Source organism: Hymenobacter sp. 5317J-9 (assembly GCF_022921075.1).
Lineage (GTDB): Bacteria > Bacteroidota > Bacteroidia > Cytophagales > Hymenobacteraceae > Hymenobacter.
The window spans coordinates 4,288,197-4,314,863 of sequence record NZ_CP095050.1; the positions used below are offsets into that span (position 1 = coordinate 4,288,197).

At 62.0% G+C, this 26,667-nt stretch carries 24 protein-coding genes; 11 read left to right on the top strand and 13 right to left on the bottom strand.

All coding sequences use genetic code 11. The annotated features are described in order from the left end of the window. Nucleotide 1 precedes the first annotated feature (1 nt). The 4 genes from MUN81_RS17980 to MUN81_RS17995 all read left to right on the top strand — a co-directional run bounded on the left by MUN81_RS17980 (nt 2) and on the right by MUN81_RS17995 (nt 3,872). A complete protein-coding gene (locus MUN81_RS17980) occupies nt 2-283 on the top strand; it encodes a hypothetical protein (RefSeq protein WP_245112957.1) in 282 nt (93 codons plus the stop codon). Continuing rightward, entirely contained in the window at nt 280-2,571 is a 2,292-nt protein-coding gene (locus MUN81_RS17985) for a molybdopterin cofactor-binding domain-containing protein (protein WP_245112959.1), read from the top strand. The genes MUN81_RS17980 and MUN81_RS17985 overlap by 4 nt, the downstream gene beginning before the upstream one ends. Before the next feature lie 102 nt (nt 2,572-2,673). Beyond that, complete coding sequence (locus tag MUN81_RS17990) at nt 2,674-3,111, top strand: hypothetical protein (protein ID WP_245112961.1); 438 nt, start codon at nt 2,674-2,676, stop codon at nt 3,109-3,111. A gap of 263 nt (nt 3,112-3,374) precedes the next feature. Then, on the top strand, nt 3,375-3,872 hold the full coding sequence (locus tag MUN81_RS17995; protein WP_245112963.1) for a hypothetical protein: 498 nt from the start codon (nt 3,375-3,377) through the stop codon (nt 3,870-3,872). Between the two features lie 209 nt (nt 3,873-4,081). Here the strand turns inward: MUN81_RS17995 and MUN81_RS18000 are convergent, their stop codons facing one another. After that, complete coding sequence (locus MUN81_RS18000; protein WP_245112964.1) at nt 4,082-5,731, bottom strand: amidohydrolase; 1,650 nt, start codon at nt 5,729-5,731, stop codon at nt 4,082-4,084. 145 nt (nt 5,732-5,876) lie between these two features. On the opposite strand from MUN81_RS18000, the gene MUN81_RS18005 reads away from it, so the two are divergent. Then, entirely contained in the window at nt 5,877-6,347 is a 471-nt protein-coding gene (locus MUN81_RS18005) for a hypothetical protein (RefSeq protein WP_245112966.1), read from the top strand. Nucleotides 6,348-6,368: 21 nt separating this feature from the next. On the opposite strand, the gene MUN81_RS18010 is transcribed toward MUN81_RS18005, so the two are convergent. Then, nucleotides 6,369-8,780 (bottom strand): glycoside hydrolase family 3 N-terminal domain-containing protein, encoded by a 2,412-nt coding sequence (locus MUN81_RS18010; protein ID WP_245112968.1) that lies wholly within the window; start codon nt 8,778-8,780, stop codon nt 6,369-6,371. Between the two features lie 304 nt (nt 8,781-9,084). Between MUN81_RS18010 and MUN81_RS18015 the strand changes: the two genes are divergently transcribed. Beyond that, nucleotides 9,085-11,019, top strand: a complete 1,935-nt coding sequence (locus MUN81_RS18015; protein WP_245112969.1) for a hypothetical protein — start codon at nt 9,085-9,087, stop codon at nt 11,017-11,019. A gap of 165 nt (nt 11,020-11,184) precedes the next feature. Here the strand turns inward: MUN81_RS18015 and MUN81_RS18020 are convergent, their stop codons facing one another. From MUN81_RS18020 to allB, 7 genes are all read right to left on the bottom strand, one after another. Further along, nucleotides 11,185-12,618 (bottom strand): aldolase/citrate lyase family protein, encoded by a 1,434-nt coding sequence (locus MUN81_RS18020; RefSeq protein ID WP_245112971.1) that lies wholly within the window; start codon nt 12,616-12,618, stop codon nt 11,185-11,187. Nucleotides 12,619-12,759: 141 nt separating this feature from the next. Further along, on the bottom strand, nt 12,760-13,098 hold the full coding sequence (gene uraH, locus MUN81_RS18025; protein WP_245112973.1) for a hydroxyisourate hydrolase: 339 nt from the start codon (nt 13,096-13,098) through the stop codon (nt 12,760-12,762). Continuing rightward, nucleotides 13,095-13,604 (bottom strand): 2-oxo-4-hydroxy-4-carboxy-5-ureidoimidazoline decarboxylase, encoded by a 510-nt coding sequence (uraD, locus tag MUN81_RS18030; RefSeq protein ID WP_245112975.1) that lies wholly within the window; start codon nt 13,602-13,604, stop codon nt 13,095-13,097. Before uraD ends, uraH begins: the two co-directional genes overlap by 4 nt. Beyond that, a complete protein-coding gene (locus MUN81_RS18035) occupies nt 13,604-13,867 on the bottom strand; it encodes a hypothetical protein (protein ID WP_245112977.1) in 264 nt (87 codons plus the stop codon). The genes uraD and MUN81_RS18035 overlap by 1 nt, the downstream gene beginning before the upstream one ends. 57 nt (nt 13,868-13,924) lie before the next feature. Further along, nucleotides 13,925-14,665, bottom strand: coding sequence for a (S)-ureidoglycine aminohydrolase (gene allE, locus MUN81_RS18040; RefSeq protein ID WP_245112978.1), 741 nt, complete (start codon nt 14,663-14,665; stop codon nt 13,925-13,927). Nucleotides 14,666-14,672: 7 nt separating this feature from the next. After that, nucleotides 14,673-15,926, bottom strand: a complete 1,254-nt coding sequence (locus MUN81_RS18045) for an allantoate amidohydrolase (RefSeq protein WP_245112980.1) — start codon at nt 15,924-15,926, stop codon at nt 14,673-14,675. Between the two features lie 4 nt (nt 15,927-15,930). Then, nucleotides 15,931-17,268, bottom strand: a complete 1,338-nt coding sequence (gene allB, locus MUN81_RS18050) for an allantoinase AllB (RefSeq protein ID WP_245112982.1) — start codon at nt 17,266-17,268, stop codon at nt 15,931-15,933. A 151-nt stretch (nt 17,269-17,419) separates the two neighbouring features. Between allB and MUN81_RS18055 the strand changes: the two genes are divergently transcribed. Together MUN81_RS18055 and MUN81_RS18060 are read left to right on the top strand one after the other, a co-directional pair. Beyond that, a complete protein-coding gene (locus tag MUN81_RS18055; protein ID WP_245112984.1) occupies nt 17,420-18,844 on the top strand; it encodes a urate hydroxylase PuuD in 1,425 nt (474 codons plus the stop codon). 146 nt (nt 18,845-18,990) lie between these two features. Then, nucleotides 18,991-19,995, top strand: coding sequence for an XdhC/CoxI family protein (locus MUN81_RS18060; RefSeq protein WP_245112985.1), 1,005 nt, complete (start codon nt 18,991-18,993; stop codon nt 19,993-19,995). Between the two features lie 136 nt (nt 19,996-20,131). Here MUN81_RS18060 and MUN81_RS18065 read toward each other — a convergent pair whose 3' ends face one another. Both MUN81_RS18065 and MUN81_RS18070 read right to left on the bottom strand, forming a co-directional pair. Further along, nucleotides 20,132-20,692, bottom strand: a complete 561-nt coding sequence (locus MUN81_RS18065; RefSeq protein ID WP_245112986.1) for a DUF4136 domain-containing protein — start codon at nt 20,690-20,692, stop codon at nt 20,132-20,134. A gap of 670 nt (nt 20,693-21,362) precedes the next feature. Continuing rightward, nucleotides 21,363-23,246, bottom strand: coding sequence for an ABC transporter ATP-binding protein (locus MUN81_RS18070; RefSeq protein WP_245112987.1), 1,884 nt, complete (start codon nt 23,244-23,246; stop codon nt 21,363-21,365). 123 nt (nt 23,247-23,369) lie between these two features. Between MUN81_RS18070 and MUN81_RS18075 the strand changes: the two genes are divergently transcribed. Together MUN81_RS18075 and MUN81_RS18080 are read left to right on the top strand one after the other, a co-directional pair. Next, nucleotides 23,370-23,606 carry a hypothetical protein gene (locus MUN81_RS18075; protein WP_245112989.1) on the top strand — a complete coding sequence of 79 codons (237 nt, stop codon included), beginning with the start codon at nt 23,370-23,372 and terminating at the stop codon, nt 23,604-23,606. 94 nt (nt 23,607-23,700) lie between these two features. After that, nucleotides 23,701-24,027 carry a DUF6678 family protein gene (locus tag MUN81_RS18080; protein ID WP_245112990.1) on the top strand — a complete coding sequence of 109 codons (327 nt, stop codon included), beginning with the start codon at nt 23,701-23,703 and terminating at the stop codon, nt 24,025-24,027. Nucleotides 24,028-24,081: 54 nt separating this feature from the next. Here MUN81_RS18080 and MUN81_RS18085 read toward each other — a convergent pair whose 3' ends face one another. Next, complete coding sequence (locus tag MUN81_RS18085; RefSeq protein ID WP_245112992.1) at nt 24,082-24,246, bottom strand: hypothetical protein; 165 nt, start codon at nt 24,244-24,246, stop codon at nt 24,082-24,084. 285 nt (nt 24,247-24,531) lie between these two features. Further along, nucleotides 24,532-24,690 (bottom strand): hypothetical protein, encoded by a 159-nt coding sequence (locus MUN81_RS18090; RefSeq protein ID WP_245112994.1) that lies wholly within the window; start codon nt 24,688-24,690, stop codon nt 24,532-24,534. Nucleotides 24,691-25,281: 591 nt separating this feature from the next. Here MUN81_RS18090 and MUN81_RS18095 point away from each other — a divergent pair. Next, the gene (locus MUN81_RS18095) at nt 25,282-26,001 is read left to right on the top strand and encodes a hypothetical protein (RefSeq protein ID WP_245112995.1); all 720 of its coding nucleotides are present in this window, start codon (nt 25,282-25,284) and stop codon (nt 25,999-26,001) included. The last annotated feature ends 666 nt before the right edge of the window (nt 26,002-26,667 follow it).

Consider the following 26,667-nt stretch of genomic DNA (forward strand, 5'->3'; position numbering starts at 1 on the left):
AATGTCTTCTGAACTTGGGTATTTGCACGATGCAACGCTCACCTCGCTAGCCATTCAATGGCAGGAAGGCACCCTAACGATAAAAATAAACCTGTATGAAGACGTCAAGAATATAATCATTAAAAACCTGTCTTCCTTAACACTAACCCGAGATTTTAGCTGGGGAGAAAGTTTTCAGATTAATGAGTTTTTGATTGACCATAACAGGATAAGAATTGAGCTGCAAAGTGGAGATGTAATCACCATAATTGGTGAGTTAGCAGAAACTGAAGTACCCAAATGAACCACCTCGACCCCAACCGCCACGTGCGCGGCGAATCGCAGTACCTCGACGACGTGCCTGTGCAGCAGGGCACGCTCTACGCGGCCGTGTTCGAAAGCCCGCTGGCCCATGGCGTGCTCCGCAGCCTCGATTTCAGCGCGGCGCTGACGGCGCCTGGTGTGGCGCGAGTGCTCACGGCGGCTGATATTCCCGGCGAAAACCAGATTGGCGGCATCGTGCCCGATGAGCCGCTGCTGGCCGAGGGCCATGTGCATTTCCGGGGGCAGCCGGTGGCGCTGGTGCTGGCCCGCACCGAGGCGCAGGCCCACGCCGCCCTCAAGCTCATCAAGGTCGAAATCGACCCGCTGCCCATCATCACCGACCCGCGGGTGGCGGCGGGCGAGGGCGAGTTCATCGTACCGCCGCGCACCTTCAAAATCGGTGATTCGGCAGCGGCCTGGGCGGCTTGCGCGCACGTATTTGAGGGCGTGGCCGAGAACGGCGGGCAGGAGCATTTGTACATCGAAACGCAGGGCGCCTACGCCTTCCCTACTGAAATGGGCGGCGTGCGGATGATTTCCTCCACGCAGGGGCCGACGGCCGTGCAGCGCCACACGGCCGTGGTGCTGGGCCTGGGCATGCACCAGGTGGAAGTGGACGTGACGCGCCTCGGCGGCGGGTTCGGCGGCAAGGAAGACCAGGCCACGCCCTGGGGCGCGCTGGCTGCCCTGGGTGCCTTCATCACCAAGAAACCGGTGAAGCTGGTGCTCGACCGCATGGCCGACATGCGCATGACCGGCAAGCGCCACCCCTACTCGTCCGATTTCAAAATCGGCTTCGACGCCGACCTGAAAATCGTGGCCTACGAAGTCACGTTCTTCCAGAATGCGGGGGCCGCCGCCGACCTCTCGCCGGCCGTGATGGAGCGCACGCTCTTCCACGCCACCAACGCCTATTTCGTGCCCAACGTGACGGCTACGGCCTTTTCGTGCCGTACCAACCTGCCGCCCAACACGGCTTTCCGGGGCTTCGGCGGGCCGCAGGGCATGTTCGTGATAGAATCGGCCCTGGCCAAGGCGGCCGAGGAGCTGGGCCTGCCCACCCACGAGCTACAGCGGCGCAACCTGCTGCGCGAGGGCGACCTGTTCTCGTACCGGCAGGCGGCCGAAATGTGTCACGCCGAGCAGGCCTGGGACACGGCCGCCCGCGAGTTCGACCTGCCCGGCATGCGGGCCGAAGTCGAGCAGTTCAACCAAACCAATAAGCTGAAAAAGAAGGGCTTCGCGGTGATGCCCATCTGCTTCGGCATCTCGTTCACCAAAACACCCATGAACCAGACGCGGGCGCTGGTGCACATCTACTCCGACGGCTCGGTGGGCATCAGCACGGGCGCGGTGGAAATGGGCCAGGGCGTGAACACGAAAATCGCGCAGGTGGCGGCCCGCACGCTGGGCATCTCGATTGCGCGCATCAAAATTGAAACCACCAACACCACCCGCGTGGCCAATACCTCGCCCAGCGCCGCCAGCGCCACCGCCGACCTCAACGGCAAGGCCACCGAAATGGCCTGCGCCGCCCTGCGCAAGCGCCTGCTGGAACACGCCAGCACCGAGTACACGCTCAACTACGAGGGCCTCGAAATCCACGACGAGCAGGTGCTGGCGGCAGGAGTGCCCGCCGATACCAACTGGGAGAAGCTGGTGTCGTCGGCCTTCTGGAAGCGCGTGGCCCTCACCGAAAACGCCCACTACGCCACCCCCGACCTGCATTTCGACGCCACCGTGAACCAAGGCCACCCCTTCGCCTACCACGTGTACGGCACGGCCCTCACCAGCGTGACGGTGGACTGCCTGCGCGGCACCTACACCGTGGATGCCCTGCGCATTGCCCACGACTTCGGCCAGAGCTTCAATGAAGTCATCGACCGGGGCCAGATTGAGGGCGGCGCGGTGCAGGGCATCGGCTGGATGACCATGGAAGAAGTGGCCTACAACGCCGAGGGCCGCCTGCTCAGCAACTCGCTCAACAGCTACAAAATCCCCGACATTTACGCCGCCCCCCGGGTGCTGGACGTGCATTTCCTCGACACGCCGGGCCACCCCAAGGCCATCCTGCGCTCCAAGGCCGTGGGCGAGCCGCCGCTCATGTACGGCATCGGCACCTACTTCGCCCTGCGCGACGCAGTGCGGGCCTTCCAGGGCCACACCGCGCTGCCGTTTTCCGCGCCGATGACGCCGGAAAAGGTGCTGGTGAGCTTGTACCCGGAGTTTGTGGGGGCAAGCGAGGCTGCTGCAGTGGCGCGGGGTTAGGGGGTTGTGTATGGCCGAACTTCCTGCAATCTTTCCACCATTGCAGGAAATGGAAATGTCGCGTCCAGTTGTCTCCGACTTAAACGTTAAACGATAGTTGATATGAAGTCATCGAAAAAACGCAACTATGAAATGTGGGCAGCTTATGTGTGGTGGTTATCACTAGCCATAAGTTCGACATTTGGCTACTTGACGCAAAGCGGAGTATTTGATAAGAACCTAGAGAAGCCAGCGTCGCCAGTAGTTCTATTCTTCTTTCACCTCATGATGGCTGGATTTGGCTACCTTGTTTGGAAGGGTTATCGCTGGGCCAAGATGCTTATGTTGGTTGCGCTTATTTACGGAGTAGGAGCAGCCATCTACAATTTTTCTAAAGGCCAGGGTATGGTTCTTCTGCATAGCCCGGCGGGTAACCATACAGTTGTTCAATGGGTTCTAGCCTTAGTAACCGCGACGCTATTGGCATTCAGCTTCATTAGAACAAGGTCAGATGAAATCGCACCTGATTTATCAATACCTGACCTTCCTGCTTCAAGCTAATACAATCATGGCGTAAGTAGGTAAACGTTTGTAATCTGGCCAAATGCATGAAAAGAGGCTGAAGCTCCCGTAGCTTCAGCCTCTTTCAGTTTCTGCCGCAGCTCAGGGCTTTGGGTAAGGGGTTGGGCGGGCGCGGGCCGGGGCGGCGATGGGGCACGGGGCGAGCTTCTCAATGCCACCCGCCGTTTTCTTTTGCCGCACCTATGACGCCGGAAAGGGTTTTCGTACTTTTGCACCCCGATTTTTACAACCCTATCCGTTCCGTGCAACTTACCCGTTCTATTCCCCTCGGCACCCACGTGCAAGGCTTCCTGATTTATGCGGCTGGCGACACTGCCGCCGCGCTGTTGCTGCATCAGTTTAGCTGGCTGCGGCTGCTGGGTATGGCCCTGGTGGGCGGCCTGCTCTACTCCACGGAGGTGCCGGCCTACTTCCGCTGGCTCGATGCGCGGGTGCCGGTGCGCCCCAGTAGCGGCCAGCTGCGCAAAACCAGCCGTGCGGCCCTCACCCTGCTCTACTTCAACCCGCTCTGGATTGCCCGGCACTACGTGTTTCTGGGCGTGTTCGGCGGGGCGGCCGAAACGCTGTCGCTGGCGCTGCTGCCCGTGGCCGGCCGCTCCTTCCTGCTGAACGCGCCGGTGTCGCTGGCGGCCAATTACTACATTCAGAACCGCGTAACAACCGGCCGGCGCTTCATGGTCAGCGCCGTATTTTCGGGCATCATGGCCGTGTCATATGCCCTAAGCGCGGCCTGGCTGTAGCCTAGGGGCGTCCGTTATCTGCTCTGCTCTACTCGAGTAGCTGGGCATAATTAATCGACTATTCTGGTCCGACCGCCCAAGGCGGTCCGACCGGTTGTGGTGAGAACAAATCGGTGGTGCTTCAACCGGTCGGACCGCCTAGGGCGGTCGGACCGGCAGCGCCTGCTCCGTACGCTTGTTTCTGCCCGACTACTTACTACTTGCAAGCATCAGCGGACTTTGGCAGCCGACTTTACCTCGTATAACACCTTGCCGCCTACCATCGTCAGCTCGCTCACCGTGGCGGGCAAGGCGGGCGGCGGCACCGTGAAAATATCCTGCGAGAGCACCGCCAAATCGGCCAGCTTGCCCGGCGCTAAGGTGCCTTTTTGCTGCTCCTGAAACTCGGCGTAGGCCGCGCCGGCCGTGTAGGCCCGTACGGCCTGTTCGCGGGTGAGGGCTTCTTTGGGGTCGGCCAGGGTGGTAGCAAACCAGATGTTGAGGAAGGGGTTCATCGGGCCATCGGAACCCAGGGCGAAGGGAATGCCGCTTTCCAGCAGCGAGCGGAAGGCGCCGTGCAGGCTGGCCGGTGCGCCGTGCTGCGGGTCGATGGCAGCGTTGATGAAATGTGAGGGATTTTGCACAATGACAACGCCCAGGGCTTTGGCGCGGGGCTGCAGTTCGGGGCCCACGCCGTCGCCGTGTTCAAAACGCACGCGTTTCGCGCGCCACGTGGCATCGTCGGCCAGCTCGTGCATGAGGCGCAGGACTAGGCTGGCGGTGCTGTCGCCGGAAACGTGCAGCATCAGCGGCTGGGAAGTTTGCAGGGCGGTGCGTAGTACTTGGCGCACGGTATCGGGCGGCAAGTTGAGGCGGCCGTACCAACCGGGGCGGCCGGCATAGGCGTGGCGCATCAGGGCACCACCATCCAGCGGCGTGGCATCCAGAATGTATTTCACTCCTTCCACGCGGGCCAGCGGCACGGGGTTCGTATCCACGGCGGCCCATTCGCGGCGATTGAAGCCGTAGGCCGTCGTCATTGGAAAGGGAATGATGCGCTGGCGGATGGGCAATGCGGCGGCCCGCACCACGCGCAGGGTTTGGTCGGGCGGCAGCGCGTCGGCCATGCTTTGCACGCTGGTGATGCCGAAGCGCACGGCAGCCGCGCCATAGCCGCGCAGCAGGCGCGTCCAGACGGAATCGGGCTGCTGGCCGTGCAGGGCGCGGCGCGGGGCCCAGTCGGCGTATTCGCTGAGCAGGCCGGTGGGGGCGCCGCCGTCGGGCGTCCGCTCCAAGGTTCCCCCCAGCGGATTGGCCGCAGCGTCGGTGATGCCCAACCGCTGCAGAGCCAGGCTGTTTACCACGCTGCCGTGGCCCCAGGGTGTGCGCAGCAGCACCGGGTGTTTGGGGGCCACGCGGTCGAGGTCATAGCGGCGCAGCTGTGGGTCTTGCAGCGCCAGCAGCCCTACTTCGCCCTCCAGCCAGGTGCCAGGCGGTACGCGGAGGGCCAGCGCGGCCAGGGTGTCGAGCACCTGGGCCGAGCTGGGGCCAGGTATCATGGACGCCTGCGGAAAGTCGAAGAAGTGGCCCAGCGGATGCCCCGGCGGCAGGTGCGTATGGGCGTCGTTGAAGCCCGGCACCACGGTGCGGCCGCGCAGCTCGATGCGGCGCGTGCGGGGACCAGCGAGTTTGCTGATGGCCGCCGTGCTACCCACGGCCACGATTTTATCGCCGCGCACCGCCAGCGCCTGCGCGTAGGGATGCGCCAAATCGGCGGTGAATATTTTGCCCCCCAGCAGCACTACATCGGGCGGGGGCGCCTGGGCCCATGAGCGTCCGGCAAAAAACAGCACCAAGCCAATGGTGAGCAACGATTTCATGCAGCTTTTGAATAGACCAATAAGAATCGACAAATTTATATAACTATCATCATTATAGTTAATAATTTATTAAGTTTGCCTCAGTACCCAGCGCCGTGTTTCATGCAGTAACCCGGCCTTCACCCCCATCAATTTCATTTTATTTATGTCAACTTCTCCTACGCGCCTGCGGCTTGGCCACCTCGCAACTCTGACTTTCCTGGTACTTGGCGCATTGCTGAGCTCGCCGGTTAGCGCCCAACAGGCGCCGGCGCGCGCAATGGCCACCACCGGCCAAACCGTATGGGTTATTGTGAACCGGGTGAAGGCCGACAAGCGCGCGCAGTTCGAGCGGTTTGTCAATGAAATCTTCTGGCCGTCGGCGGCCAAAGTGGGCGCCACCGACCAAAATGCCTTCCGCCACACGCGCGTCCTCAACCCAACCAAGCCCAGCCCCGATGGCACCTACGCCTACCTCTTCATCATGGACCCGGTGCAAAAAGGCGTGAGCTACGACATCGAAGGCCTGCTGAAGAAGGCCTTCGGCAACGAGAAAGCCGCCGAATACAACAAGCTTTTTACTGAGAGCTTGGCCGGCGAACAAATAACGTACGTCAGCACCCAAAGCAAATACTAGTGCCTGGCGTACGGCTCTGAGCTACTCCGCCTTGCTCACAAACGTCTGCTTCGCCCGGATATCCGTCGAGGAGCTGCCCACCAGCACTTCAAATTCGCCGGGCTCGACTACCCAGTTCATGTTGCGGTCGAGCAGGGCCAAATCGTCGGGGCGGAGGGTGAAGTGGATGGTTTTCTTCTCGCCGGGGGCCAGGCTCACGCGCTCGAAGCCGCGCAGCTGGCTGTCGTAGGTGATGACGGTGCTGAGCTTGTCGCGCAGGTAGAGCTGGACTACTTCGTCGCCTTTTACCGGGCCGGTGTTGGCCACGTCCACCGCAATTTCGATGGGGGCTTTGGGGGCGGCTTCGCGGGGCGTTATCTGGAGGCTGGAATAGGCGAAGGTGGTGTAGCTCAGGCCGAAGCCGAAGGGATAGAGGGGGCCGTTGGTGGCGGTTTTGCCGCCGCCGTTGGGGTCGCCGCCGATGGGCTGGTCGGCCTGGGAGGCGGGCTTGAAGGGGAAGTTGAACTCAATCTGGCCGGTGCTTTTGGGGAAGGTCATGGTGAGTTTGCCGCCGGGATTGTAGTCGCCAAACAGCGCCTCGGCGATGGCCGTGCCGCCTGACGGGCCCGGGAACCACGCCTCTAGAATGGCCGGCACCTGGCGCGCCGCCCAGTTGATGGTGAGCGGCTGGCCGTTGATGAGCACCAGCACCACGGGCTTGCCGGTGGCGTGCAGGGCCTCCAGCAGCTGTTGCTGGCGGCCGGGCAAATCGAGCGAGGTGCGCGAGAGGCTTTCGCCCACGGTTTTGTCGTCCTCGCCCAGCACGGCCACGATGACGTCGGCGGCCTGGGCTTTGGCCACGGCTTCGGCGATGCCCTGCTGCTCGGGGGCGCTCAGGGGCGTGGGCACCAGTTCGGTATCGGGCCAGCCGGGGCACACCACGTCGCAGCCCTTGGCGTACTGCACCGTGAGGCCGGGGCCGGCGGCGGCTTGCAGGCCCTTGAGCACGGTGGTGACGGGGTTGTTGGAGGGGCCGTAGCGGCTGATGGCGGGGTCGGGATTATCGGCCAGCGGGCCCACTACGAGCAGGTTTTTGAGCTGGCTTTTTTGCAGGGGCAGGCGGGCGTTTTCGTTTTTCAGCAGGACCAGTGACTCGCGGTTGGCTTGCAGGGCGAAGGCTTCGTCGGCGGGCGTGTGCACGGTTTTGTCGGCCTGCTTGGGGTCGGGCACGTAGGGCTGGTCGAAGAGGCCGAGGCGGAATTTCACGCGCAGCACCTCGCGCACCCGCGCATCGACGGTGGCCTGGGCCAGGCGGCCGGTTTTCACCAGCTCGCGCACATTGTTGATGTAGGTGGCGGGCGTGTAGAAGTTGGTCCACACGTTCAGGCCGGCCTCCACGGCCTGGCGGGTGCCGTCGAGGAAATCGGGCGCGACGTGGTGCTTTTCGGAGATGAATTCCACCGCCCGGCTATCGGATACCACGTAGCCATCGAAGCCGTATTGCTGGCGCAGCAGCTCCGTGAGGAAGTAGTGGCTGCCGGTGATGGGCACGCCGTCCCAGTCGTTGTAGCTGCTCATCACGCCCAGCGGGTGGGCCTCCTGAATGACGCGCCGGAACGGGTAGAGGAACATTTGGTGCAGCTCGCGGGGCGCCACGTGCGGGTCGGTGCGGGCGTTGCCGTCGCGCCCGCCCTTGGGCACGCTGTACACGGCGAAGTGCTTGAGCGTGGACGCCACGCCTTGGCCCTGCACGCCAAGGACCATCTGCTTGCCCAGCTCCGCGATGAGGAAGGGGTCTTCGCCGTAGCACTCCACCACGCGGCCCCAGCGCGGGTCGCGGGCGGGGTCGAGGATGGGCACGTACACGTTGGTGTAGCCCAGGGCTTTGGCTTCGCGGCCCACGGTTTCGCCAGCGCGGCGCACCAACGCCTTGTCCCAGCTGCTGCCGATGCCGATGGGGGCCGGCAAGGGCGTGGCGCGGTCGTGGTTCAGCCCGTGGATGCCTTCGTTGGTGAAATCGACGGGGATGCCCAGCCGCGTTTCTTCCACAAACCAGCGCTGCACGTTGTTGATACCCACGGCGTGCTGGCTGAACGGGTAGGTGTATTTGCTGGCGGCTTTCGGGGTGTTGCGCACGCCGTTCAGCTCCTCGTCGATGTTAGCGATGCCGTCTTTCCACACTTCATTTTTCCAGCCGGGCGTGGGCATTTCGTCTTTCAGCACCCGCCCGAACCCGTAGAGCGTGGCCATCTGGCAGGTTTTTTCGTCCAGGGTCATCCGAGCCAGCAGGTCGTCCACGCGCTTTTCCAGCGGCTGGGTCACGTCCTCGTACACATCGCGCCGGCCGTTTTTGTTGAAGTCGACCCAGCCTTTGTGGTAGAGGTTTTTCTGGGCGTGCGCCGTGGTGGTAAGCAGGTAGCCCAGAGCCAGCAGCAGGGTTTTTTGGGTCATCATAAAGGCAAGCGGGTGGGATAGATGCGCCGTAAACTTCCCGCCGGAATGGCCCGAAACCAACGGCTTTCTACGCAAACGTTTACAGGTTGCGGGGACCGGAATCCGTCATGCACCACCAAGGTATTCTCTTTCAAAGTTGCGCAGCAACTCGATGTTTCGCAGCAGACAGCCAGCGTTTCTCGTTCGGTAGCGGCACCAGAGCCGACCTGTGCTAACTTGCTGAGGCATATCGACTGCGCAATGAACAATTCATTTGGGCAGCCAGAATGCGCTCCATGACATTCCTGCCATACAGCTTCGTTATATGAGGCATTGCTACGCGCTTTTCCTATCCGGCCTGGGCCTGCTTTTGAACCTGACAGCCTGCTCACCGGACACCAAATCTGAAACCCGCGCCAGCCGAAAAACTCCGCCGGTTGCCCTGCGCGACACCGCCGCAACCAGTTCCAAAGCCGAAGTTGGACGAGTGCAGCCCGGTACCGACCAACAGCCAGCAACCGAAGCCCGTTCGGGACGCAATACGGTGCTGGCCCCAGCCGATGATGTGCCAGCAGAAGCCGCTCCCACCGTGCCGCTACCGTCTCGCCGCCAGCTGGCCCGATTTATCCGTCGGCAACGGCGCACGGCAACGTCTATCCCCGCTCCTACCCAGCCGGCTGACCCGGTGCGCCCGGCTGCATTCGCCGCCAGTGCCCCGGCCGCCGCCAGCGCTACGGAAGCAGCTCCGGCCCCCGCCGACGGCCCCAAAACGGCCCAGGTTTTCCGGATTCGGCCCGACCGCGACACCGTGCTCTACGGCACCGAAGGCACGGTGATGCGGGTACCGGCCGGCACCTTTGTGCAGGGAAATGCCCGCCAGAGCACCGCGCCAGAAGGCTTGGTCGAAATTCGGCTGCGTGAGTTTTACTCAATGGCTGACATCCTACTGGAACGCCTCACCACCATGGCCGGCCCCAAGCTGCTCGAAACCGGCGGCATGGTGCAGCTCAGTGCCACTGCAGCCGACGGCTCCGAATGCAAGCTCAAGCCTGGCAGCGCGTTCGAGCTGGGTTTTCCGGCCACCCGTTCCATCGAGGGTATGCAGCTATACAATGGACTGGCCACGCGCTACCACGGCCTCAATTGGAAGCTGGCCCCGCAAGCTAAAACGGCAAAAACCAAGGAAACAACCAAGCGGCAGTATTGGAGCAAGCCGCACTTCAAAGGTGGTTATGCGGTGGCCCGCCATCGCCTGAGCAAGGCCATCGCCTTTGAGCCAGAGACGGCCATGCGGCTCAACGGCAACCAGGCGCCCGGCCAGCTGCACCGCCAGCTCCGGCGGAAAGGCAAGCGCGCGCCGATAGTGGGCAAGGTAGACGCCAGCTTCGAACTCTCAGACAAAGGCCGGGTGATTGACGTTTATTTCCGCAATGCGGCCCGGGTCGACTCGACCTTGAAGGACGCCGTGGTGCAGGCCCTGCGCCAAATGAATGCCAGCCCCACCTACCACGGGGAGCGCCGCAACCGCAAGGCCACCCGCAGCCTGATGAAGGTGGACGTGCGCTTCACGGCCGACCGGCGCGTGCTGGTCGACCACCTGCGCTGGGACCGCGCCACCACCACCGCCTTTTTAAAAGCCGATGAGGAGCGCAAGGCCACCGGCAAAGGCCGTCTCACCAATGCCCAGTTGCAGGCCGCCCCGCTGGAAGCTGTCACCGACGAGCTGTTCAAAAAGCGTCAGGCCAATGCCAAGCGCTACACGGTGGGCACCCTGCTAAGCGAGCAGCTGAACTACGTGAAGGAGCTGGCCGTGTTCCGCATCAAGGTGGTGGCCTCGGCCCAGCCCCTGGGCGCTTACAATTGCGACCGGCCCTTGCCGGAGCGCCTGATTGCCCGCGCCCGGGGCATGGCCCGGAGCGTGACCCAGACCAGCAACATTCGCGCCCCCAGAGGCGGCCTGGATAAGCTGGCCCTGGTGCACTTGGGCCTGGAGCATCCCGCCACCCAGCCGGCCGACATCAGCCTGGTGCTGCGCGACCAGCGCTGCGTGATACGCGGCGATGCTAAGGACGGCCGCGTCATGTTTGAACAGCTGGCCGACAGCACGGCCGCCACCCTCATTGCCATTCGCCGCGAGGAAGGCCAGCTATACCTGGGCCTGCGCGACGTGGTGGTAAGCCAGCGCGTGGAGCCGCCGCTGCAGTTTCGGCCCGTCACGGTAGCCGAATTGCGGGCGGCCGTGGCCCGGTTCGATTTGTAGCTGCTTCGCAACCCCGATGATAAAGGACATCGGCTTCAGGCTGGCTAATCGATTTACCATCAACAAAAAGAGCCCACTACATGCGGTAGTGGGCTCTTCACATTAAAACTCGTCAGGCTCCCCACTCCTGGGTAGAGGGGCCGGAGGTGAGGTGTCGGCGTGAGGTTACGCCTTCGCGCGCCGCCCTTGCAGGATGCGGTAGAACGAGCGGGTCTGCACCTCTTCCAGCGTGAGGCCGGTGGCCAGGATTTCCTCTTCCGAAATCGCGCCGCAGTTCAGGGCTTTGAGGAAGAAGTTGAGCAGGCCCTGGCCGGTGGCGGCGTCGTCGAAAATGTCGCCGGTGAGGGTGCTGATGGCGGCGCGCTCCACGAAGGTTTTCAGGCGGAAAACCGCGTCGTCGTAGCTGCTGAGGAAGAAGTTGTAGGTGGCAGCATAGCGCATTGGCAGCTGCGCGGGGTTCAGGTCCCAGCCTTGGTAGAAGCCGTTGATGAGCGAGTGCGTGCTGTGGTGGTACGCTTGCCGCCAGGCGTTGTGCACCGACTCGCGGTTTTCGCGCAGCTGGGCGAAGGTCAGGTTATCGCCGCGGTGCGGGCCGATGGGCATCACGTTGGTGGCGCCGTCGGAGAGGAAGATGCCGGTGCCGCCCAGCGCCACCTTAGTCATGTGGTGGGCGAAGTCGCACACGGGGTGTGCCATGGTCTGGTACCGGGCCGTGATGCCGCAGCTGGCTGTGTAATCGTAGGTGCCGAAGTGGGCCGCGATGCAGCGCCCCTCGCTGGCCCGGATGATGCGCATGAGCGGATTGCGCCCCTCCTCGTCCATGATGATTTGCGTGGCCTCCACCATCGTCTCCATCTTGAGCGTGCCGGGGGCCAGGCCGTTGGCCTTCTCCAGCAGTTCAAACAGGCGCACCATGGTGGTCATCTGCTCGGGGATGGTCACTTTGGGCAGCATCACCACGAAGTTGTCGGGCAGCTTGCCGCCGGTTTCGGCCAGCAGCGTGGTCAGGAAGATGTCGAGCGTGCGCACGCCACGCTGCTTGAGGTCTTCAGTGAAGGGCTTGATGCGGATGCCGATAAACGGCGAGAGCGTGCCCTGCTGCATGCCTTTGGCCACTTCCTTGGCGGCGCGCACGGCGGTTTCGTCCTCCTCGGCATCCGGCCGGTTGCCGAAGCCGTCTTCGAAATCGACGCGGAAATCTTCCACGGCTTCGCGCTTCAGCTTGGCCACGATTTTATTGTAGACCGAATAAGCCAGCCAGGCGGGCTCCTGCTTGCGGTCCTCGGGGCTCATGGCATCGAGCTTGGCCGTGAGGGCAGCCACATCGGCTTCGAGGTGCGGCAGGTGCTCGTGGTTTTTGAACTGTAGCGCGCGGGCCAACTCCACGAAGTTGGGCGCGTAAGTGAGCAGGTTGTTGAGGGCGATTTCGCCCATTTTCACGCAGGTATCGGCCTTGAAGAGGTTGGCGCCGCCGTACACGGTGTGCACGGGCTGGCGGTCGGGCCGGTCGCCGGGGTAGGTCTGCTGGAATTTAATATTGGCCTCGCCGAGCTGGTCGAGCAGGGTGGCTTTGTCGGATTCGGGTAAGCTGAGTTTCATTGATGGGAATTGATGTTGCGATGTAGAGACGCAATATTTTGCGTCTCGTCGTTGCTGATGTTGTTAGTACTGCGCGGTGCTGACCGTTCTTCTTGCGTCGTTCAACGCCGAGACGCGAAGTGTCGCGTCTCTACACCGTTCTCACGAGCCGCGGTAGGTGGAATAGCCGAACGGATTGAGTAGCAGCGGCACGTGGTAATGCGCGTTTTCGGCCACATTAAACACGATTTCCACGAAGGGATAAAAATTGGCGGTGCCGTCCTGCGCGAAATATTCCTGGGTGTAAAATTTCATTTTATACACGCCCAATTCCAGCTGTTTTTCCTTAGCCAATAAATCGGGAATACGACCGTCGGCGTTGGTTTTGCCGCGCGCAATTTCCTGCCAATTGTCGCCAACTTGCTGCAGCAGCGCAGTGCTGACGTTGGCCGCCGGCCTGCCCTTGGTGGTATCGAGAATGTGGGTGGTTATCTGGCTCATGCGGCGAGAAGTTTTTCAAGGCGAATGCGGGTAATTTTATCCTGCTCGGCAGCGGCAATCAGAATTTCCTCTTCAGGATGGTTGGGCAAACGCGCTTGCAGTAGGGCCAACATTTCGTCGGCCGTTTTGCCGGTGGCGCACACAATGAAGATGTAGCCAAACCTGCGCTCGTAGTCCTCATTGCCTGTGGCTAAAGCCTCTAAAGTCGCTTGCGAAGCCTGTTTTACCGCGGCTTGCTCGCCCTCGGCCCAGGTGCTGGTGCTGGCGAATTTGGCGCGCAGGGCTTCCACATCACCGCCTATTTTGGGGTGGTGGGTGAATGCTTCGCGCCAGTCGGCTTCATCCAGCTTATTCCACACGGTGTTGGCCTCGTCCATCAGCATTTCGGCGTCAGATATGGGGAAAGCGGCGAGCATATTCTCCACCCAAGCGGTCGAGCCGCAGCACTTTTGCAGGGCTTCGGCGAGGGCGGGTTTAGGAAAGTGGTTGAGTTCTTCTAAGGTCATTATCTATTCTCTTTTTCGCGCAGTTCCGGATGGGCAATGTTGCGGGACATAAATTCAATCGTGCCTTTTCCCCGACGTGCTTTTTCAGCGAAAGCAACACCTACGCCGCAGCCGATTAGAGCAATGATTATTGCCGCACTAAATCCCAAGGCATTGCGCATATTTAACCAGATAATTACCCCGATAATTGAGCCAGTAATGGCCGGGGAAATAAATATCTGGAGCCACGCCAGCGACGAAAGTAACCATTCAATGATTTTCATCCGGGCAATTGATTACTTACTGCGGGCAAGATGCTTCGCTGCGCTCTGCATGACGTTCTATCGCACCGTCGGGAAGCGGTTCACGTTCTTGTAGTAGATGTACACCGACGGCTCCTGGCCCATGGCCGTGGCCCACTGCTGGCAATAGGGCGCCATCCAGATGGAATCGCCTTTTTTCACCGGGTACCAGCACTGGTCGAGCATGTAGATGGCCTGGCCTTCAAGGTACATCAGGCCGTGCTCCATGATGTGGGTTTCCACCATAGGCAGGTTGCCGCCGAGGCCGTAGGTGAAGATGTTCACGGCCATATCGAAGCCCGGCTCGTTCGGCAGCAGCTCCTGGATGCGCAGGGCCTCGTCGTTCATGTAGACGGGCGCTTTGCTGTAGTCGCGCTCGCCCCAGTACACGTCCGGCGTGGCGTGGCCCGCCAGCGACTCGTACACTTTGTGGAAGGTGAGCAGCTGCGTGCCGGCCTCGGGCTGGCTGAAATCGTAGCGCTGGCCCACGGGCACGTACACGTACTCGCCTGCTTTAAGCGCGCGGGTTTCGCCGCCTACGGTGGCCGTGCAGCCGCCCTGCACCACGTAGAAGAAAATCTGCGAGGCATCGGTTTCGCCCTGCACGCGGCCGGCGTCAGTCAGGGTGATGAGCGTTTGGCAGAGGCGGGCGCCCATTTGCTCGTTGATGATGACGTTGGTGGTGCAGCCGGTCCAGCCGGGCACGTTGCTGTTGATGTAGCCGTCGGGGGCAATAATGGCGTGGTTGCGCTTCACAATCGAGCGCGTCAGGGCAGACATTTCCATGTTAACGGGTGGGATTTTGGGTGCGGAGAAGGGTAATGAACCGGTCGGCCACGGCCACGGCGGCCGCCAAATCAGCCAGCTCCACGTTCTCCAGCGGGTTATGGCTGATGCCTTTGTAGCAGCGGATGAACATCATGGTGGCCGGAGCTACGAAGGAGATGGGCACCGCGTCGTGCCCGGCGCCACTCACCAGCGGAATGGTTTCGTGGCCGCTGTCGGCAATGGCCTGGGCCAGCAGCGTGTTCAGGCGGGCGTCGCAGGTTACGGGGGCGGTCTGCTGCACGGGCTTCCAGTCCAGGGCCACGTTGCGGTGCCCGGCCACGGCTTCGGCGTGGCTGCGGAGGTAGTCGTAGGCTTGGGCGAGTTGGGCTTCGTCGGGGCTGCGCAGGTCGAGGCTGCAGGTGACTTCGCCGGGAATCACGTTGCTGGCCGAATGGCTGATAGCCAGCTTGCCCACCGTGGCTACCAGCCCGCGGCCGTGCACCTGGGCAAACTGCTCGGCCGTGAGCACAAACTCGGCCGCGGCGCACAGCGCGTCCTGGCGCATGTTCATGGGCACGGTGCCGGCGTGGCCGGCCATGCCCCGGAAGGTCAGCTCCACACGCTGCTGGCCGGCAATGGCCGTTACCAACGCCACGGGCACGTTACGCTCCCACAGCACCGGACCCTGCTCGATGTGCATTTCAAAGTAGCCCAGCCAGTCGGCGGCCGGCAGGGCATCAGTGGCAATACGGGTGGCGTCGGCACCCATGGTTTCCAGGGCCTGGGCCAGGGTGATGCCGGCGGCATCGGACCGAGCCAGCCAGGTGGGCTCAAAGGAGCCGGCCACCACTTTGCTGCCCAGGTAGGTGGTGTGAAAACGCACGCCTTCCTCGTCGCTGAACGCAATCAGCTCGATGTGAAAGGGCAGCTCGACTTTTTGAGCAATGAGGTTTTCCAGCAAATCGAGGCCCATGAGCACGCCCAGCGGCCCATCGAACTTACCGGCGTTCACCACCGTGTCGATGTGCGAGGCCAGCACGAAGGTTTTGGCGTCGGGATTCCGGCTTTCGAGGCGGGCGCGCAGGTTGCCAATGCCGTCGAGACGCGTGGGCAGGCCCGCGGCTTCCAGCCAGCCTTGCACCAGGGCGCGGCCTTCCGCAAAAGCGGGCGTGCCAAAGGTGCGCGTCACGCCGTCGGCGTCTTCGCTGATGGCGGCCAGCTGCTGAATGCGCTGCATGATGCGCTCTGCGCGCAATGTGTATTCCTGCTGCATGCAGCTACCGGGTTAAGAGTTCGCCGTGGTTGGGGCGGAGGACATTCGGGCGCCGAAAAACCTGTTCGCCCCGCATCAACGTTAATTCCACCACGCCCGCCAATTCCTGGCAAATGTAAGGCGACACTTTGTGTTTGTGCTGAATCAGGTCTTCGGTGACTTCAAAGGTCTTTTCGGGGTCGAAAACGATTAAATCGGCGTCGAAACCCACGGCGATTTGGCCCTTGCGCTGGCGCTGGCTGGCCAGCTTGGCCGGGTTGGCGCTCAGCCACTTCACAATATCGGAGAGCGTGGCGCCGCGCTGGCGGGCAGCCGTCCAGAGCACCGGCAAGGCAAATTGCAGCGAGGCAATGCCGCCCCAGGCCGTGGTGAAGTCGCCGCTGGCCATTTGCTTAAGGTCGGGCGGCGCGGGCGAGTGGTCGGTGGCCACGAAATCAATAATCCCACTTTGCAGCGCGGCCCACAACTGGTCATTATTGGCTTTTTCGCGGATGGGCGGCGCGCACTTGAACTGCGTCTGACCGTCCTGAATATCCTCGGCGTTGAAATAGAGGTAGTGCTGGCCGGTTTCCACGGTCAGGGGCAGGCCTTTGGCCTTGGCGGCGGCAATGGGCGCAATGGAATTGGCCGACGACAAGTGCACGATGTGCACCCAGCAGCCGGTTTCCTCGCACAGCCGAATCATCAGGGCAATGGCCTCGTCTTCCCATGCCTTGGGCCGCGAGGCCAGGTAGTTGGGGTACGAGCGGTGGTCGTTCTGCTTCCAGGCGTCGTTGTCTTCGGATAATTCGCAGTGCACCAGCAGCGGCAGGCCGTGGCGGGCCAGAATGGGCATCACCCGTCGCAGGTCTTCCTCCGTGGCGTTCGGAAAATCGTCGATGCCGGAGTGCGTCAGGAAGGCCTTGAAGCCCAGCACGCCGGCCGCAATCAGCGGCTCTATCTCGTCGGCATTGCCCGGCACCACGCCGCCCCAGAAACCCACGTTGCAGTGCAGCTGACCCAGCGTGGCCGCGCGCTTGATTTCCAGGTTCGCGACCGAAGTGGTGACGGGCGCCGAATTCAAGGGCATGTCTACCAAGGTGGTGAGGCCGCCGGCCAGCGCGGCGCGAGTGGCCGTGTCGAAGCCCTCCCAGTCGGTGCGGCCCGGCTCGTTGATGTGCACGTGCGGGTCGATGACGCCGGGCAGCACGGCGTGGTGGCCCACGTCGAGCAGTTCGGCGCCGGCTACGTCGGCGTCGTGGGGCAGCAGCGCGCTGATGCGGCCGTTTTCGATGAGGATGGTGGCGGCGCGCTCACCCTCAGGGGTGACGACGCGCTGGCTGCGCAAAGCGAGGGTTGACATGAGTGGGGAATTTGGCGCTAAATTGGGGGCTTTTTCCCGGTTCAATTAAATTGAAAGGAAAAGAAACGTCATGCTGAGCATTCTGCTTGATGCGCAGAATGCTCAGCATGACGTTCTAATTTTTTTCGATACGCTCTCGGCGCTTTCCCATATGCTCCAATACGTTACCCTACTTGCCCTGATTCTTACGTTTCTGCTGCTGCTGGGCGTCATTTATGCGTTGCAGCGGGTGGCCAAAACGCGGCCTAACGGCGGCGCCGTGGGCGAGGGCGGCGCCACTCTGGAAGGCTACTCCTATGCGCTGATTCTGCTGGCCGTCATCGCGGCGGTGGGCATTTGCTACGTGCTGGCGCGCGACTCGCCGTGGTCGGGCCACATCATGGAATGGCTCAACATTGTGGTGCGCCTCATGCACATCACCTTCGGCATTGCCTGGATTGGCGCCTCGTTCTACTTCGTGTTCCTCGAAAACGCCCTCAACCGCACCGACAACGTGCGCGAAGAGCTGGCCGGCAACCTGTGGGCCGTGCACGGCGGCGGCTTTTATTACCTGGAAAAGTATAAAACGGCGCCCAAGCAAATCCCCAAAAGCCTGCACTGGTTTAAATACGAGGCCTATTTCACCTGGCTGTCGGGCTTCAGCCTGCTGTTTGTGGTATACTACTTCAACGCCAGTTCCATGCTGATTGACCCGCGCGTGCTCGACATTTCGCCGCTGGCGGGCGTGGGCATTGGGGTGGGCTCGTTTGTGGCGGCCTGGCTGATTTACGACGGGCTGTGCCGCACCGAGTTTGTGCGCAGTCCGTGGTTCAAGGTGGTGGGGTTCATTCTGGCCACGGGGTTTGCGTTTTTCTACGCGCAGGTGTTCAGCGCCCGGGCGGCCTACATCCACTTCGGCGCCATGCTGGGCACGCTCATGGTGGGCAACGTTTTCTTCACCATCATCCCGGCTCAGAAAGCCATGGTGAAGGCCGCCACCGAAGGCACCCCGCTCGACCCGCAGCTGGGCAAAAACGCCCTGGCCCGCTCGCTGCACAACAACTACTTCACGCTGCCGGTGCTGTTTGTGATGGTCAGCAACCACTTCCCCAGCACCTTCGGGCACTCCTACCCCTGGGCCATTCTGGCGGCCATCACGCTGGGCACCGCCGGCGTGAAGCACTGGCTAAACCTGCGCGAAAAGCACCAGACCGATACGGCCGTGTGGGTGCTGCCCGCCGCCGTGGCCGTACTGCTGGGCGTGGTATTCGTGACGGCCCCGCCCGCCCAGTCAGGTGGGGTAGCCGGGGGCAACGCCAATACCTGCGCCCAGGCAATCCCCATGAGCCAGGTGAGCCTGATTGTGCAGAAGCGCTGCATTCAGTGCCACTCCTCCCACCCCACCGACGACGTGTTTAAGTCGCCGCCCAATGGCGTGGTGTATGACACGCCTGAGGACATTATTCGCCTGAAAGACAAAATCATGCAACGCGTGGTGGTGACGAAAACGATGCCGCAAAACAACAAAACCCAGATTACCCAGGAGGAGCGCGACCTCATTGCCTGCTGGATTAATCAGGGCGCAAAAAATCAATAACGAATAATAACGGTCATGCTGAGCGCAGTCGAAGCATCTCTACTGCAGTAGTAATTCATGTATTTACAACGAAGCGGTAGAGATGCTTCGACTGCGCTCAGCATGACGTTCTTCTGTTTCTCGCTCTTCATCAAACGCAGAACCCCATGCCTTCCCCTCCCCGCGACTTGCCCGTTTGGATGCTGGCGGCGGCCAGCCTGCGAGCCGGCACGCCCGTGGCGCTGCTGTGCGTGGTGCGGAGCGAAGGCAGCAGCCCCGGCCGCCAGGGCTTCAAAATGGCGGTGACGGATGCCGTGGTGGCCGGCTCCATCGGCGGGGGCATCATGGAGCACAAGTGGGTGGAACTGGCCCGTCAGCGCCTGCGCGAAACCGACGCCGCGCCGCTGCTGCGCCCCCAGATTCATCGGCGGGAGGCGCCGGCCGACCGTTCGGGCATGATGTGTTCGGGCGAGCAGGAGGTGCTGCTGTGGCCGTTCGGTCTTGCCGATTTGGCCACGGTGGAGGCCATTGCCAACCGCCTGCAATCTGGCGGCAGAGGCTCGGTGAGCATCCGCCCGACGATGGGCCTGCAGCTGCACGCAGCTGCTTCAGAGAAATCGACCGCTGCTGAAGAAACTGAAGAAGCACTGTTTTATGCTTTCCAGCCCGGTCCGGACTGGCTTTACCGCGAGCAGTTGGGCTTCCGCGACCAGCTGACCATTGTGGGCGGCGGCCACGTCAGCCTGGCATTGTCGCGCGTGCTGGCCGCGCTCGATTTTGAGCTGACGGTGCTCGACGACCGAACTGATTTACCCACGCTGGACGCCAACGACGCGGCCCACCATCGGCGCGTTATCGACTACGAGCACGTGGCCGCCGAAATACCCGCCGGCGCGCACCGCTACGTGGTGGTGATGACCGTGGGCTACCGCACCGATACCGTGGTGCTGCGCCACTTGCTGGGCCGCTCCTGCCGCTACCTAGGCGTGATGGGCAGCGTGGCCAAGGTGGCCGAACTGCGCCGCGGGCTGCGGGAAGAAGGCTTTTCGGCCGAAGCTATTGCCCGCCTGCGCGGCCCCATCGGCCTGCCCATTCACAGCCAGACGCCGGAGGAAATTGCCATCAGCATCGCGGCTGAGCTGATTCGGGTGCGGCGGAGCAGCGAGCTATAGGAACGTCATGTCGAGCGCAGCCGAGACATCTCGCGTGCCACCACTACTCCTGTCGATTGGATTACTACCACACGCGAGATGTCTCGGCTGCGCTCGACATGACGTTCCTTCATTCCCTATCAAGCCGCAGGCATCCTTAACGTTCCGAGTCGCTGGCGCCGCTGGGGGTTATGTTGCCGTTGGCGAATTCTTCGGTGAAGACGCGGTAGCGGTCGAGGATGGAGCGCACGGAGCGTTTGAGCACGATTTCGCCCATGGGGCCTTCGGGCACGGTCACGCCGGAGGCATAGCCGTTCCACACGGCGCGGTTGGTTTTTACGTCGATGAGGGTGACGAGCAGGGTGCCTTCGGCCAGCAGCAGGCGCACAGGCTGGTAGCCCTGGCGGTCTTCGCGGGGCGTGTCGTCGTCTTCCTCGATGTTGCGCTTAATCCACTGGCTCAGGTCTTCCTGCTGGAAGCCGTGGAAGTTCATGTCGCCCTCGTACACCCGGAAATTCACCAGCATGTCGGGGCGGCGACGGGCCAGCTTGTAGCCCTGGGCCATGAAACGCTGCTGAATGGCCTCGCGCAGCGACTGGCCCAGGCGGCTGCTGTCGGAGGTGAGGCCGGTGCCGGTCACGAAATCGTAGGTGCGGTAGCGCCGGAAGTTGCCGCGGTAGCTGTAATCGGAGTCGACGCGGGCTTCGCGGGTGGTCATGCAACTGGCGAAAATCGCCGCGAAGCTTACGAGGGCAAGCAGAGTAAAAATACGACGGGTCATCTTGGGGAATTTTACGGTAAGCTGAAACCTGAATACGAAAAACAACCGCTCAACGGACTGAGGGTTAGCCTGGTTTTACGAAAAAAGCCGCTGGGTTGACACCCTTGTCCGATTTGGGCGGCGCACTGCCCATACACTCGGCGCCGAAGGCCCGGCGGTTGGCCGCAACACGGCTGAGTCCCGAAAAAAAGTGCGGCCCCCGGCAGCTCTCTGCGCCGGCGCCCGGGCGCCGGCCAACCACCGGCCGAAAACGCTGGCCGCGGGGCAAACCCGGCTCACGTAGGCCGCTGGTGAGAAGCAAAGACGCAACAGGTTGCTCATGGATACCAAGACAGAGATACGTAGCCCCAAGTTACGTAAACCCACCTGATATTCAAAGCTTATCGGTAGCACGGGGCGGCATCGCTGCCTACCTGGGATAGCAAGCGTATTTAGCCCCATAACTGGCGCAACTGGCCGGAGTGCGCAAGCGCCGAACGCGGTAGAGACGCAATATTTTGCGTCTCGTCGTTGAACGGTCCGAACCGCGCCGCCTGCGTCGTTCAGGCGTCGTTCCGGCGCAAGTCGTTCAACGACGAGACGCAAAATATTGCGTCTACATCGTTCTTTATCGGTACCCTGCCGCCTGCAGCTGAAACAGCTCCGCGTAGCGCCCGCCGCGGGCCAGCAGTTCCTCGTGCGAGCCGATTTCCACGAACTGGCCGTTTTCGATGACCAGGATGCGGTCGGCCATGCGGACGGTGCTGAAGCGGTGGCTGATGAGGACGGCGGTTTTGCCTTGGGTGAGCTCCTTGAAGCGCTGGAAGACTTCGTACTCGGCGCGGGCGTCGAGGGCGGCGGTGGGCTCGTCGAGGATGAGGAGCTGGGCGTCGCGCATGTAGGCGCGGCCGAGGGCGATTTTCTGCCACTCGCCGCCGCTCAGGTCCACGCCGCCGTTGAAGCGGCGGCCTATCATCTGGTCGTAGCCGCCGGGGAGCTTGGCAATGACGGCGTCGGCGAGGCTTTGGTGGGCGGCGGTTTCGATGCGGGGCTGGTTGTGGCGCTCCTCGATGCGGCCCACGGCGAGGTTCTGGCCGGCGGGGAGCTGGAAGCGCACGAAATCCTGGAAGATGACGCCGATTTCCTGGCGCAGTTCGGCGGGGTCGTACTCGCGCAAATCGTGGCCATCGAGCAGGATGCGGCCTTCGGTGGGGTCGTAGAGGCGGGCCAGGAGCTTGACGAGGGTGGTTTTGCCGGCGCCGTTTTCGCCCACGAGGGCCAGCTTTTCGCCAGCTTTTAGGGTAAAGCTGAGGTTGCGAATGGCCCATTTTGTACCATTCTTGTACTGGAAGCCGACGTTTTCAAACTCAAACCCCTGCTCAATGGGGCGCGGGAAGGGAATGGGCCGTTCTGTCTGACGCGGCTGCATGACAATGCGCGGCCGGAGCGCAAAGAAGTCGAAGAAATCCTGGAGATACAAGGCGCCGTCGGCCACGGAGCTGAAGCGGCTAAGGATGCCTTCGAGCAGGGCGCGCAGGCGGGCGAAGGAGCCGGCCAGGAAGGTGAGCTGGCCGAGCGAGATGCTGCCGGCCGCGGTGCGGGCGATGATGTAGACGTAGGCACCGTAGTAGCCGGCGGCGCCGATGGCGGCGAAGAGCGTGCCCCAGCCGGCGCGGCGCAGCACGAGGGACTTGTTTTGGCGGTAGAAGTCGTCGGAGAGGGTGCGGAAGCGGCCGATGAGGAAATCGGAGAGGCCGAAAATCTTGACTTCCTTGGCGGTTTCGTCGGAGGCGCCGGTTTGGCGGAGGTAGTCGAGCTCGCGGCGCTCGGGCGTCCAGGAGTGCGAGAGGGAGTAGCTGCGCTCGTTGAAGTGCGACTCGCCGAGGAAGGCGGGCACCACGGCCAGCAGCAGCAGCCCCAGCAGCCAGGGCTGGAAGGCGACGAGGCCGCCGGCGAGGAGCACGAGGGTGATGAAGTCCTGGCCCTGGCTGAGCACCTGGCTCATGAGCACGGTGCGGGAGAGGGTTTGGCGGCGGGCGCGCTCGAGCTTGTCGTAGAAGGTGCTGTCTTCGAACTGGTCGAGGTCGAGGCGGGCGGCGTGCTCCATGAGGCGGATGGAGGACTGGTTGGCGAAGAGGTCGCCGAGCAGCGAATCGAGCAGGGCCACGCCGCGGCCCAGGGCATCGGCGAGCAGCACGAGGCCGAACTCGAGGCCCACGAGGGTGAGCACGGGCGTGAGCTGGCGGGCGGGGGCGGGCAGCTTGGTGAGGGCCACCACGTCGTCGATAATCAGGCGGCCGACGTAGAGCGTGGCCAGCGGCAGAAACGCGCGCAGCAGGCGCAGCCCGAGGTTGGCGGAGGCCAGCGCGGGGCTGGTGGCCCAGATGAGTTTCAGGAAGGCGGGCAGGTGGCGCAGGGCCGATACCCGCTCGCGCACGCTCACGGCGGGCTTTTCGGGGCCGCGCCCGGCGTTGGGGTTCTTGGCGGAGATGGATTTCAGGAAGTCAAACATTGCCGGGGCGTGGGCAAGGTTGGGGCCGGGTTTGGGGGGCGGCCGTTTTGGCAGGGAGAAGCTCGAATGCTCGGAATTAAGCACTAATTAGCAGCTTGAACCACCGTTTTACCCAATTGAATTATGGAATCCAACATTCAAGTAGGCGACTTCTTAGAATTTGATGGTCTATTGTGTATCGTCGTGGCTCTTGCTGGCCCCTACGGAGACGAGGACATTCCAGAAGAACATATTGCCGTATGGTTTGGCGGCAACGACCCAGCAGGAAAGCCCGTCGAAGAGGAGCGATTCAAACCGGCGATTTGGATCATTCCGCAAGAATATTTCAAGAAAACGCCAAGGCCAGAAGTGCTGCATTAATCCGCATTTTATTTTGAGAAAGCGTTTAGCTTCCTCCCATTAAAGCCCCTGCTTCATATTGTCTGCAACAAGGGTACACATGGCTTGAATCGTTATGAAAGTTGAAGAAGTCATTGATAAGCTAACCGCCGATTTCCCCATTGCCACGCGGGCTAAGCTACGGAATCATGATGCGCCTTCGGCGTGGGCCCGATGGTTTATCCTGCCGGTTCCTGGGTATATCGAAGCATCTTCCTATGGGCCCGTCCCGAAGCGCGAGATTGAATGGATTGAACTCGACCCTGTGGAAATATGGCACATCGGCCGGCTCGTACCTCCCAAGCATATTGACCACACCCCCGCCATTTTTCAGCAACTACAAGGCCACGGGGTTGCCATGCAGATAATCGAAGGACTCATCAGAATACCTCTGCAAGATTGAAACGCTCGGTTTCCTTAACTGCGCCAACGCCCCGGCAGCGGCCAAGAAACCCGGCTATGACTCACCGTTTCCCCAGCAGCCCCAGCCCCACCAGCGGCTGGGGCTGCTTGCGGTTCCGGCCGGGGCCGATACCCGCTCGCGCACGCTCACGGCGGGCTTTTCGGGGCCGCGCCCGGCGTTGGGGTTCTTGGCGGAGATGGATTTCAGGAAGTCAAACATGGCCCGGGCGTGGGCAAGGTTGGGGCCGGGTTTGGGGGGCGGCCGTTTTGGCAGGGGGTGGTGGGCTTTGTAGCCTGCGCTACAGCCACGCGCCTGCTTATGTGCGCCAAAAAAGCTTTAGCACACGGACGTTTTAAAGAGCTGCTGACGTTTACGAAACTCATGCCTTCGTGACATTTCGTAAACGTTGATTCGTAAACCAGTTTCTTAAACTCTTCCAGTATTATAGCAGCTTAATTTGGCACTCAGCTTTGAGGCACTGCTAGTAGTACATCAAAAGGAGCATTAAGGCTTGATTCGCTTACCGTTGTAGGTCTGGATTCTTTCTTCGACTGTTGCCTTTTGCATTTGGTGTGCTACGACGCGGATGGTGACTAACAGCAGCACATAGCCAACCAAGATGCCCAACAGTGCTTTTCCGGCGAATAAAAGAGCGTCGCGCATCGGTTTGGGAGTATTGGGGTGGCTAGAGAGTGAAAAAAATGGCTCGGTTCAAATTATCGGTGGGTTTTCTGAAGACTTCTAAATTACTACCTGAAAATTATTCTCCGCCAGCGCGCGTCTGCGAGGGTCCCTCATTCATCCAGTGGAGTAGCCTAAGAAGCCCCGGCCCCGCCAGCGGCTGGGGCTTCTGGCGGTGCCGGCCGGGGCCGCTTGCACGCCACGCGGCCCCTCCTACACGCCACGGACGTGCTCCTACGCATCTCGGGCGCGCTCCTACACGCCACGGGCTTGCTCCTACACGCCACGGGGCTGCTCCTACACATCTCGCGCCTCCTCCTACACGTCTCGGGCATGCTCCTACACGCCAAGCGGCTGCTCCTACACGCCACGGGCTTGCTCCTACACGCCAAGTGGCCGCTCTTACATGCCAGGCTCCGGCCCCAACAAATTTTTGGCGGCTAAAACCCCGTCCACGGCGAATAGGAGCGGATAGCGGGGAAGACAAGTGGCGCAACGTTAGGAATACCTACCTACTACGGGGGAGAATCGGTAGCTTACTGCCTCATCATTCCCAACCCAACTACCCTTTTTATGGATGCCCAAGACACCTCCATCCTCGACAGCGGCCAGCGCGTGGGCCTGGTCGCCGCCGATTATCCCAAAGAGCTGGCGGACTTCCTGCCCCTGCAAGCCGCCAACACGGACCGCGCCGAGCTGGTGACCGCCATCGAGGCCCAGCAGCAAACCCAGGACACCCGTACCACGCCCGCGACGACCGACAAGGACGACGCCCGCGAAAAAATGGCGCAGGCCACGGCCACGCTCTCGGCCAAGGCGGTGGGCTACGCGCTGGCCACCGGGCAGCTGGGGTTGAAGCAGGCCTTCACCCTCTCCTACGCCGACGTGCGCTACGGCGAGGCCACCGAGGACGTGAACCACGTGCGCGACCTGGTGAAGGCCGTGGCGGCCCTGCCCGCCCAGGTGCGCAAAGACTACCGCCTGAGCGATGCCGTGATTCAGGCCCCGGCCGACGCGGCCCAGCTGTTCGAAGACGCCGCCGACGACCAGACCGACGCCAAAGCCGCCCCGCGCCTGGCCACGCTGGCCCTGCCCGAGCTGCTGCGCCGCCTCAGCGCCGCCCTGCGCCTGATGGAGACGCTGCTCAAGGGCCAGCGCACCGATACGGACCCGGCGTTTCAGTGGCCGGCCTTTTATGCGGCCTTCAAGGAGGCCAACAAGCGGCGGGGCCTGCCCAAACGCGCTGGCAAAGCCTCCGCGAAAACCCCGTCGAAACCCGACGGGACGGTGTAAAGGTGCTCGCGCCGGCAGGGCCACTGGGGGCGAGTTATAATGCGGCGGATTTGTACGACCACAAAAAAGGCCCTCACTTTGCGGTGAGGGCCTTTTTTATTGATGGCGGGTTTGGTTCTGGTGGCGTTGGGGCGCTTAGTCGTGGGGGTAGCGGGCGCTTCGCTGGGTTCTGGTCTTAGTGGCAGGTTAACAGGCGGGCGTGAGGGGACTACTCAGAGGCTCGGAATTAAGCACTAACTAGCAGCTTAATCCGCCGTTTTGCTGAACGACCCCGATAATTAACCTTATCAATTATGCTGCGCAACTGGTTTCGTCCTCGCTTGTGGTGGGTGTTAGTCTTGCCCTTGGGGTTTTATTTGACACACGGGCGGTACGTCTTTGACAAGTTGGACGAACAGTACAAAGTCATTAGCTTGGAGGTGTACGACAAGTTTCCCTTACAATACGAGTTCAAGGAATACTTCATACTCGGTGGGTATTACTCGCCTAACGCTTACCACGTCTGGCAATTCGTGGCTAACGCCTGTTTGGTCATCGGATGCTTAGCGCTGGGAAAGGCATTGCTGTTCACCAGACCTAAGCCCCCACAGGCATAGGCTCGGTTTCCTAAAGGTGACCAACCGGCCGCCGCAGCCCCGGCAGCGTCTCAGAAACCCGGCTACGATT

Coding starts and splice junctions, on each gene's coding strand:
- MUN81_RS17980 (WP_245112957.1), top strand. CDS start 2: ATGTCTTCTGAACTTGGGTATTTGCACGATGCAACGCTCACCTCGCTA.
- MUN81_RS17985 (WP_245112959.1), top strand. CDS start 280: ATGAACCACCTCGACCCCAACCGCCACGTGCGCGGCGAATCGCAGTAC.
- MUN81_RS17990 (WP_245112961.1), top strand. CDS start 2,674: ATGAAGTCATCGAAAAAACGCAACTATGAAATGTGGGCAGCTTATGTG.
- MUN81_RS18000 (WP_245112964.1), bottom strand. CDS start 5,731: ATGAAATCGTTGCTCACCATTGGCTTGGTGCTGTTTTTTGCCGGACGC.
- MUN81_RS18005 (WP_245112966.1), top strand. CDS start 5,877: ATGTCAACTTCTCCTACGCGCCTGCGGCTTGGCCACCTCGCAACTCTG.
- MUN81_RS18010 (WP_245112968.1), bottom strand. CDS start 8,780: ATGATGACCCAAAAAACCCTGCTGCTGGCTCTGGGCTACCTGCTTACC.
- MUN81_RS18015 (WP_245112969.1), top strand. CDS start 9,085: ATGAGGCATTGCTACGCGCTTTTCCTATCCGGCCTGGGCCTGCTTTTG.
- MUN81_RS18020 (WP_245112971.1), bottom strand. CDS start 12,618: ATGAAACTCAGCTTACCCGAATCCGACAAAGCCACCCTGCTCGACCAG.
- uraH (WP_245112973.1), bottom strand. CDS start 13,098: ATGAGCCAGATAACCACCCACATTCTCGATACCACCAAGGGCAGGCCG.
- uraD (WP_245112975.1), bottom strand. CDS start 13,604: ATGACCTTAGAAGAACTCAACCACTTTCCTAAACCCGCCCTCGCCGAA.
- MUN81_RS18035 (WP_245112977.1), bottom strand. CDS start 13,867: ATGAAAATCATTGAATGGTTACTTTCGTCGCTGGCGTGGCTCCAGATA.
- allE (WP_245112978.1), bottom strand. CDS start 14,665: ATGTCTGCCCTGACGCGCTCGATTGTGAAGCGCAACCACGCCATTATT.
- MUN81_RS18045 (WP_245112980.1), bottom strand. CDS start 15,926: ATGCAGCAGGAATACACATTGCGCGCAGAGCGCATCATGCAGCGCATT.
- allB (WP_245112982.1), bottom strand. CDS start 17,268: ATGTCAACCCTCGCTTTGCGCAGCCAGCGCGTCGTCACCCCTGAGGGT.
- MUN81_RS18055 (WP_245112984.1), top strand. CDS start 17,420: ATGCTCCAATACGTTACCCTACTTGCCCTGATTCTTACGTTTCTGCTG.
- MUN81_RS18060 (WP_245112985.1), top strand. CDS start 18,991: ATGCCTTCCCCTCCCCGCGACTTGCCCGTTTGGATGCTGGCGGCGGCC.
- MUN81_RS18065 (WP_245112986.1), bottom strand. CDS start 20,692: ATGACCACCCGCGAAGCCCGCGTCGACTCCGATTACAGCTACCGCGGC.
- MUN81_RS18070 (WP_245112987.1), bottom strand. CDS start 23,246: ATGTTTGACTTCCTGAAATCCATCTCCGCCAAGAACCCCAACGCCGGG.
- MUN81_RS18075 (WP_245112989.1), top strand. CDS start 23,370: ATGGAATCCAACATTCAAGTAGGCGACTTCTTAGAATTTGATGGTCTA.
- MUN81_RS18080 (WP_245112990.1), top strand. CDS start 23,701: ATGAAAGTTGAAGAAGTCATTGATAAGCTAACCGCCGATTTCCCCATT.
- MUN81_RS18085 (WP_245112992.1), bottom strand. CDS start 24,246: ATGTTTGACTTCCTGAAATCCATCTCCGCCAAGAACCCCAACGCCGGG.
- MUN81_RS18090 (WP_245112994.1), bottom strand. CDS start 24,690: ATGCGCGACGCTCTTTTATTCGCCGGAAAAGCACTGTTGGGCATCTTG.
- MUN81_RS18095 (WP_245112995.1), top strand. CDS start 25,282: ATGGATGCCCAAGACACCTCCATCCTCGACAGCGGCCAGCGCGTGGGC.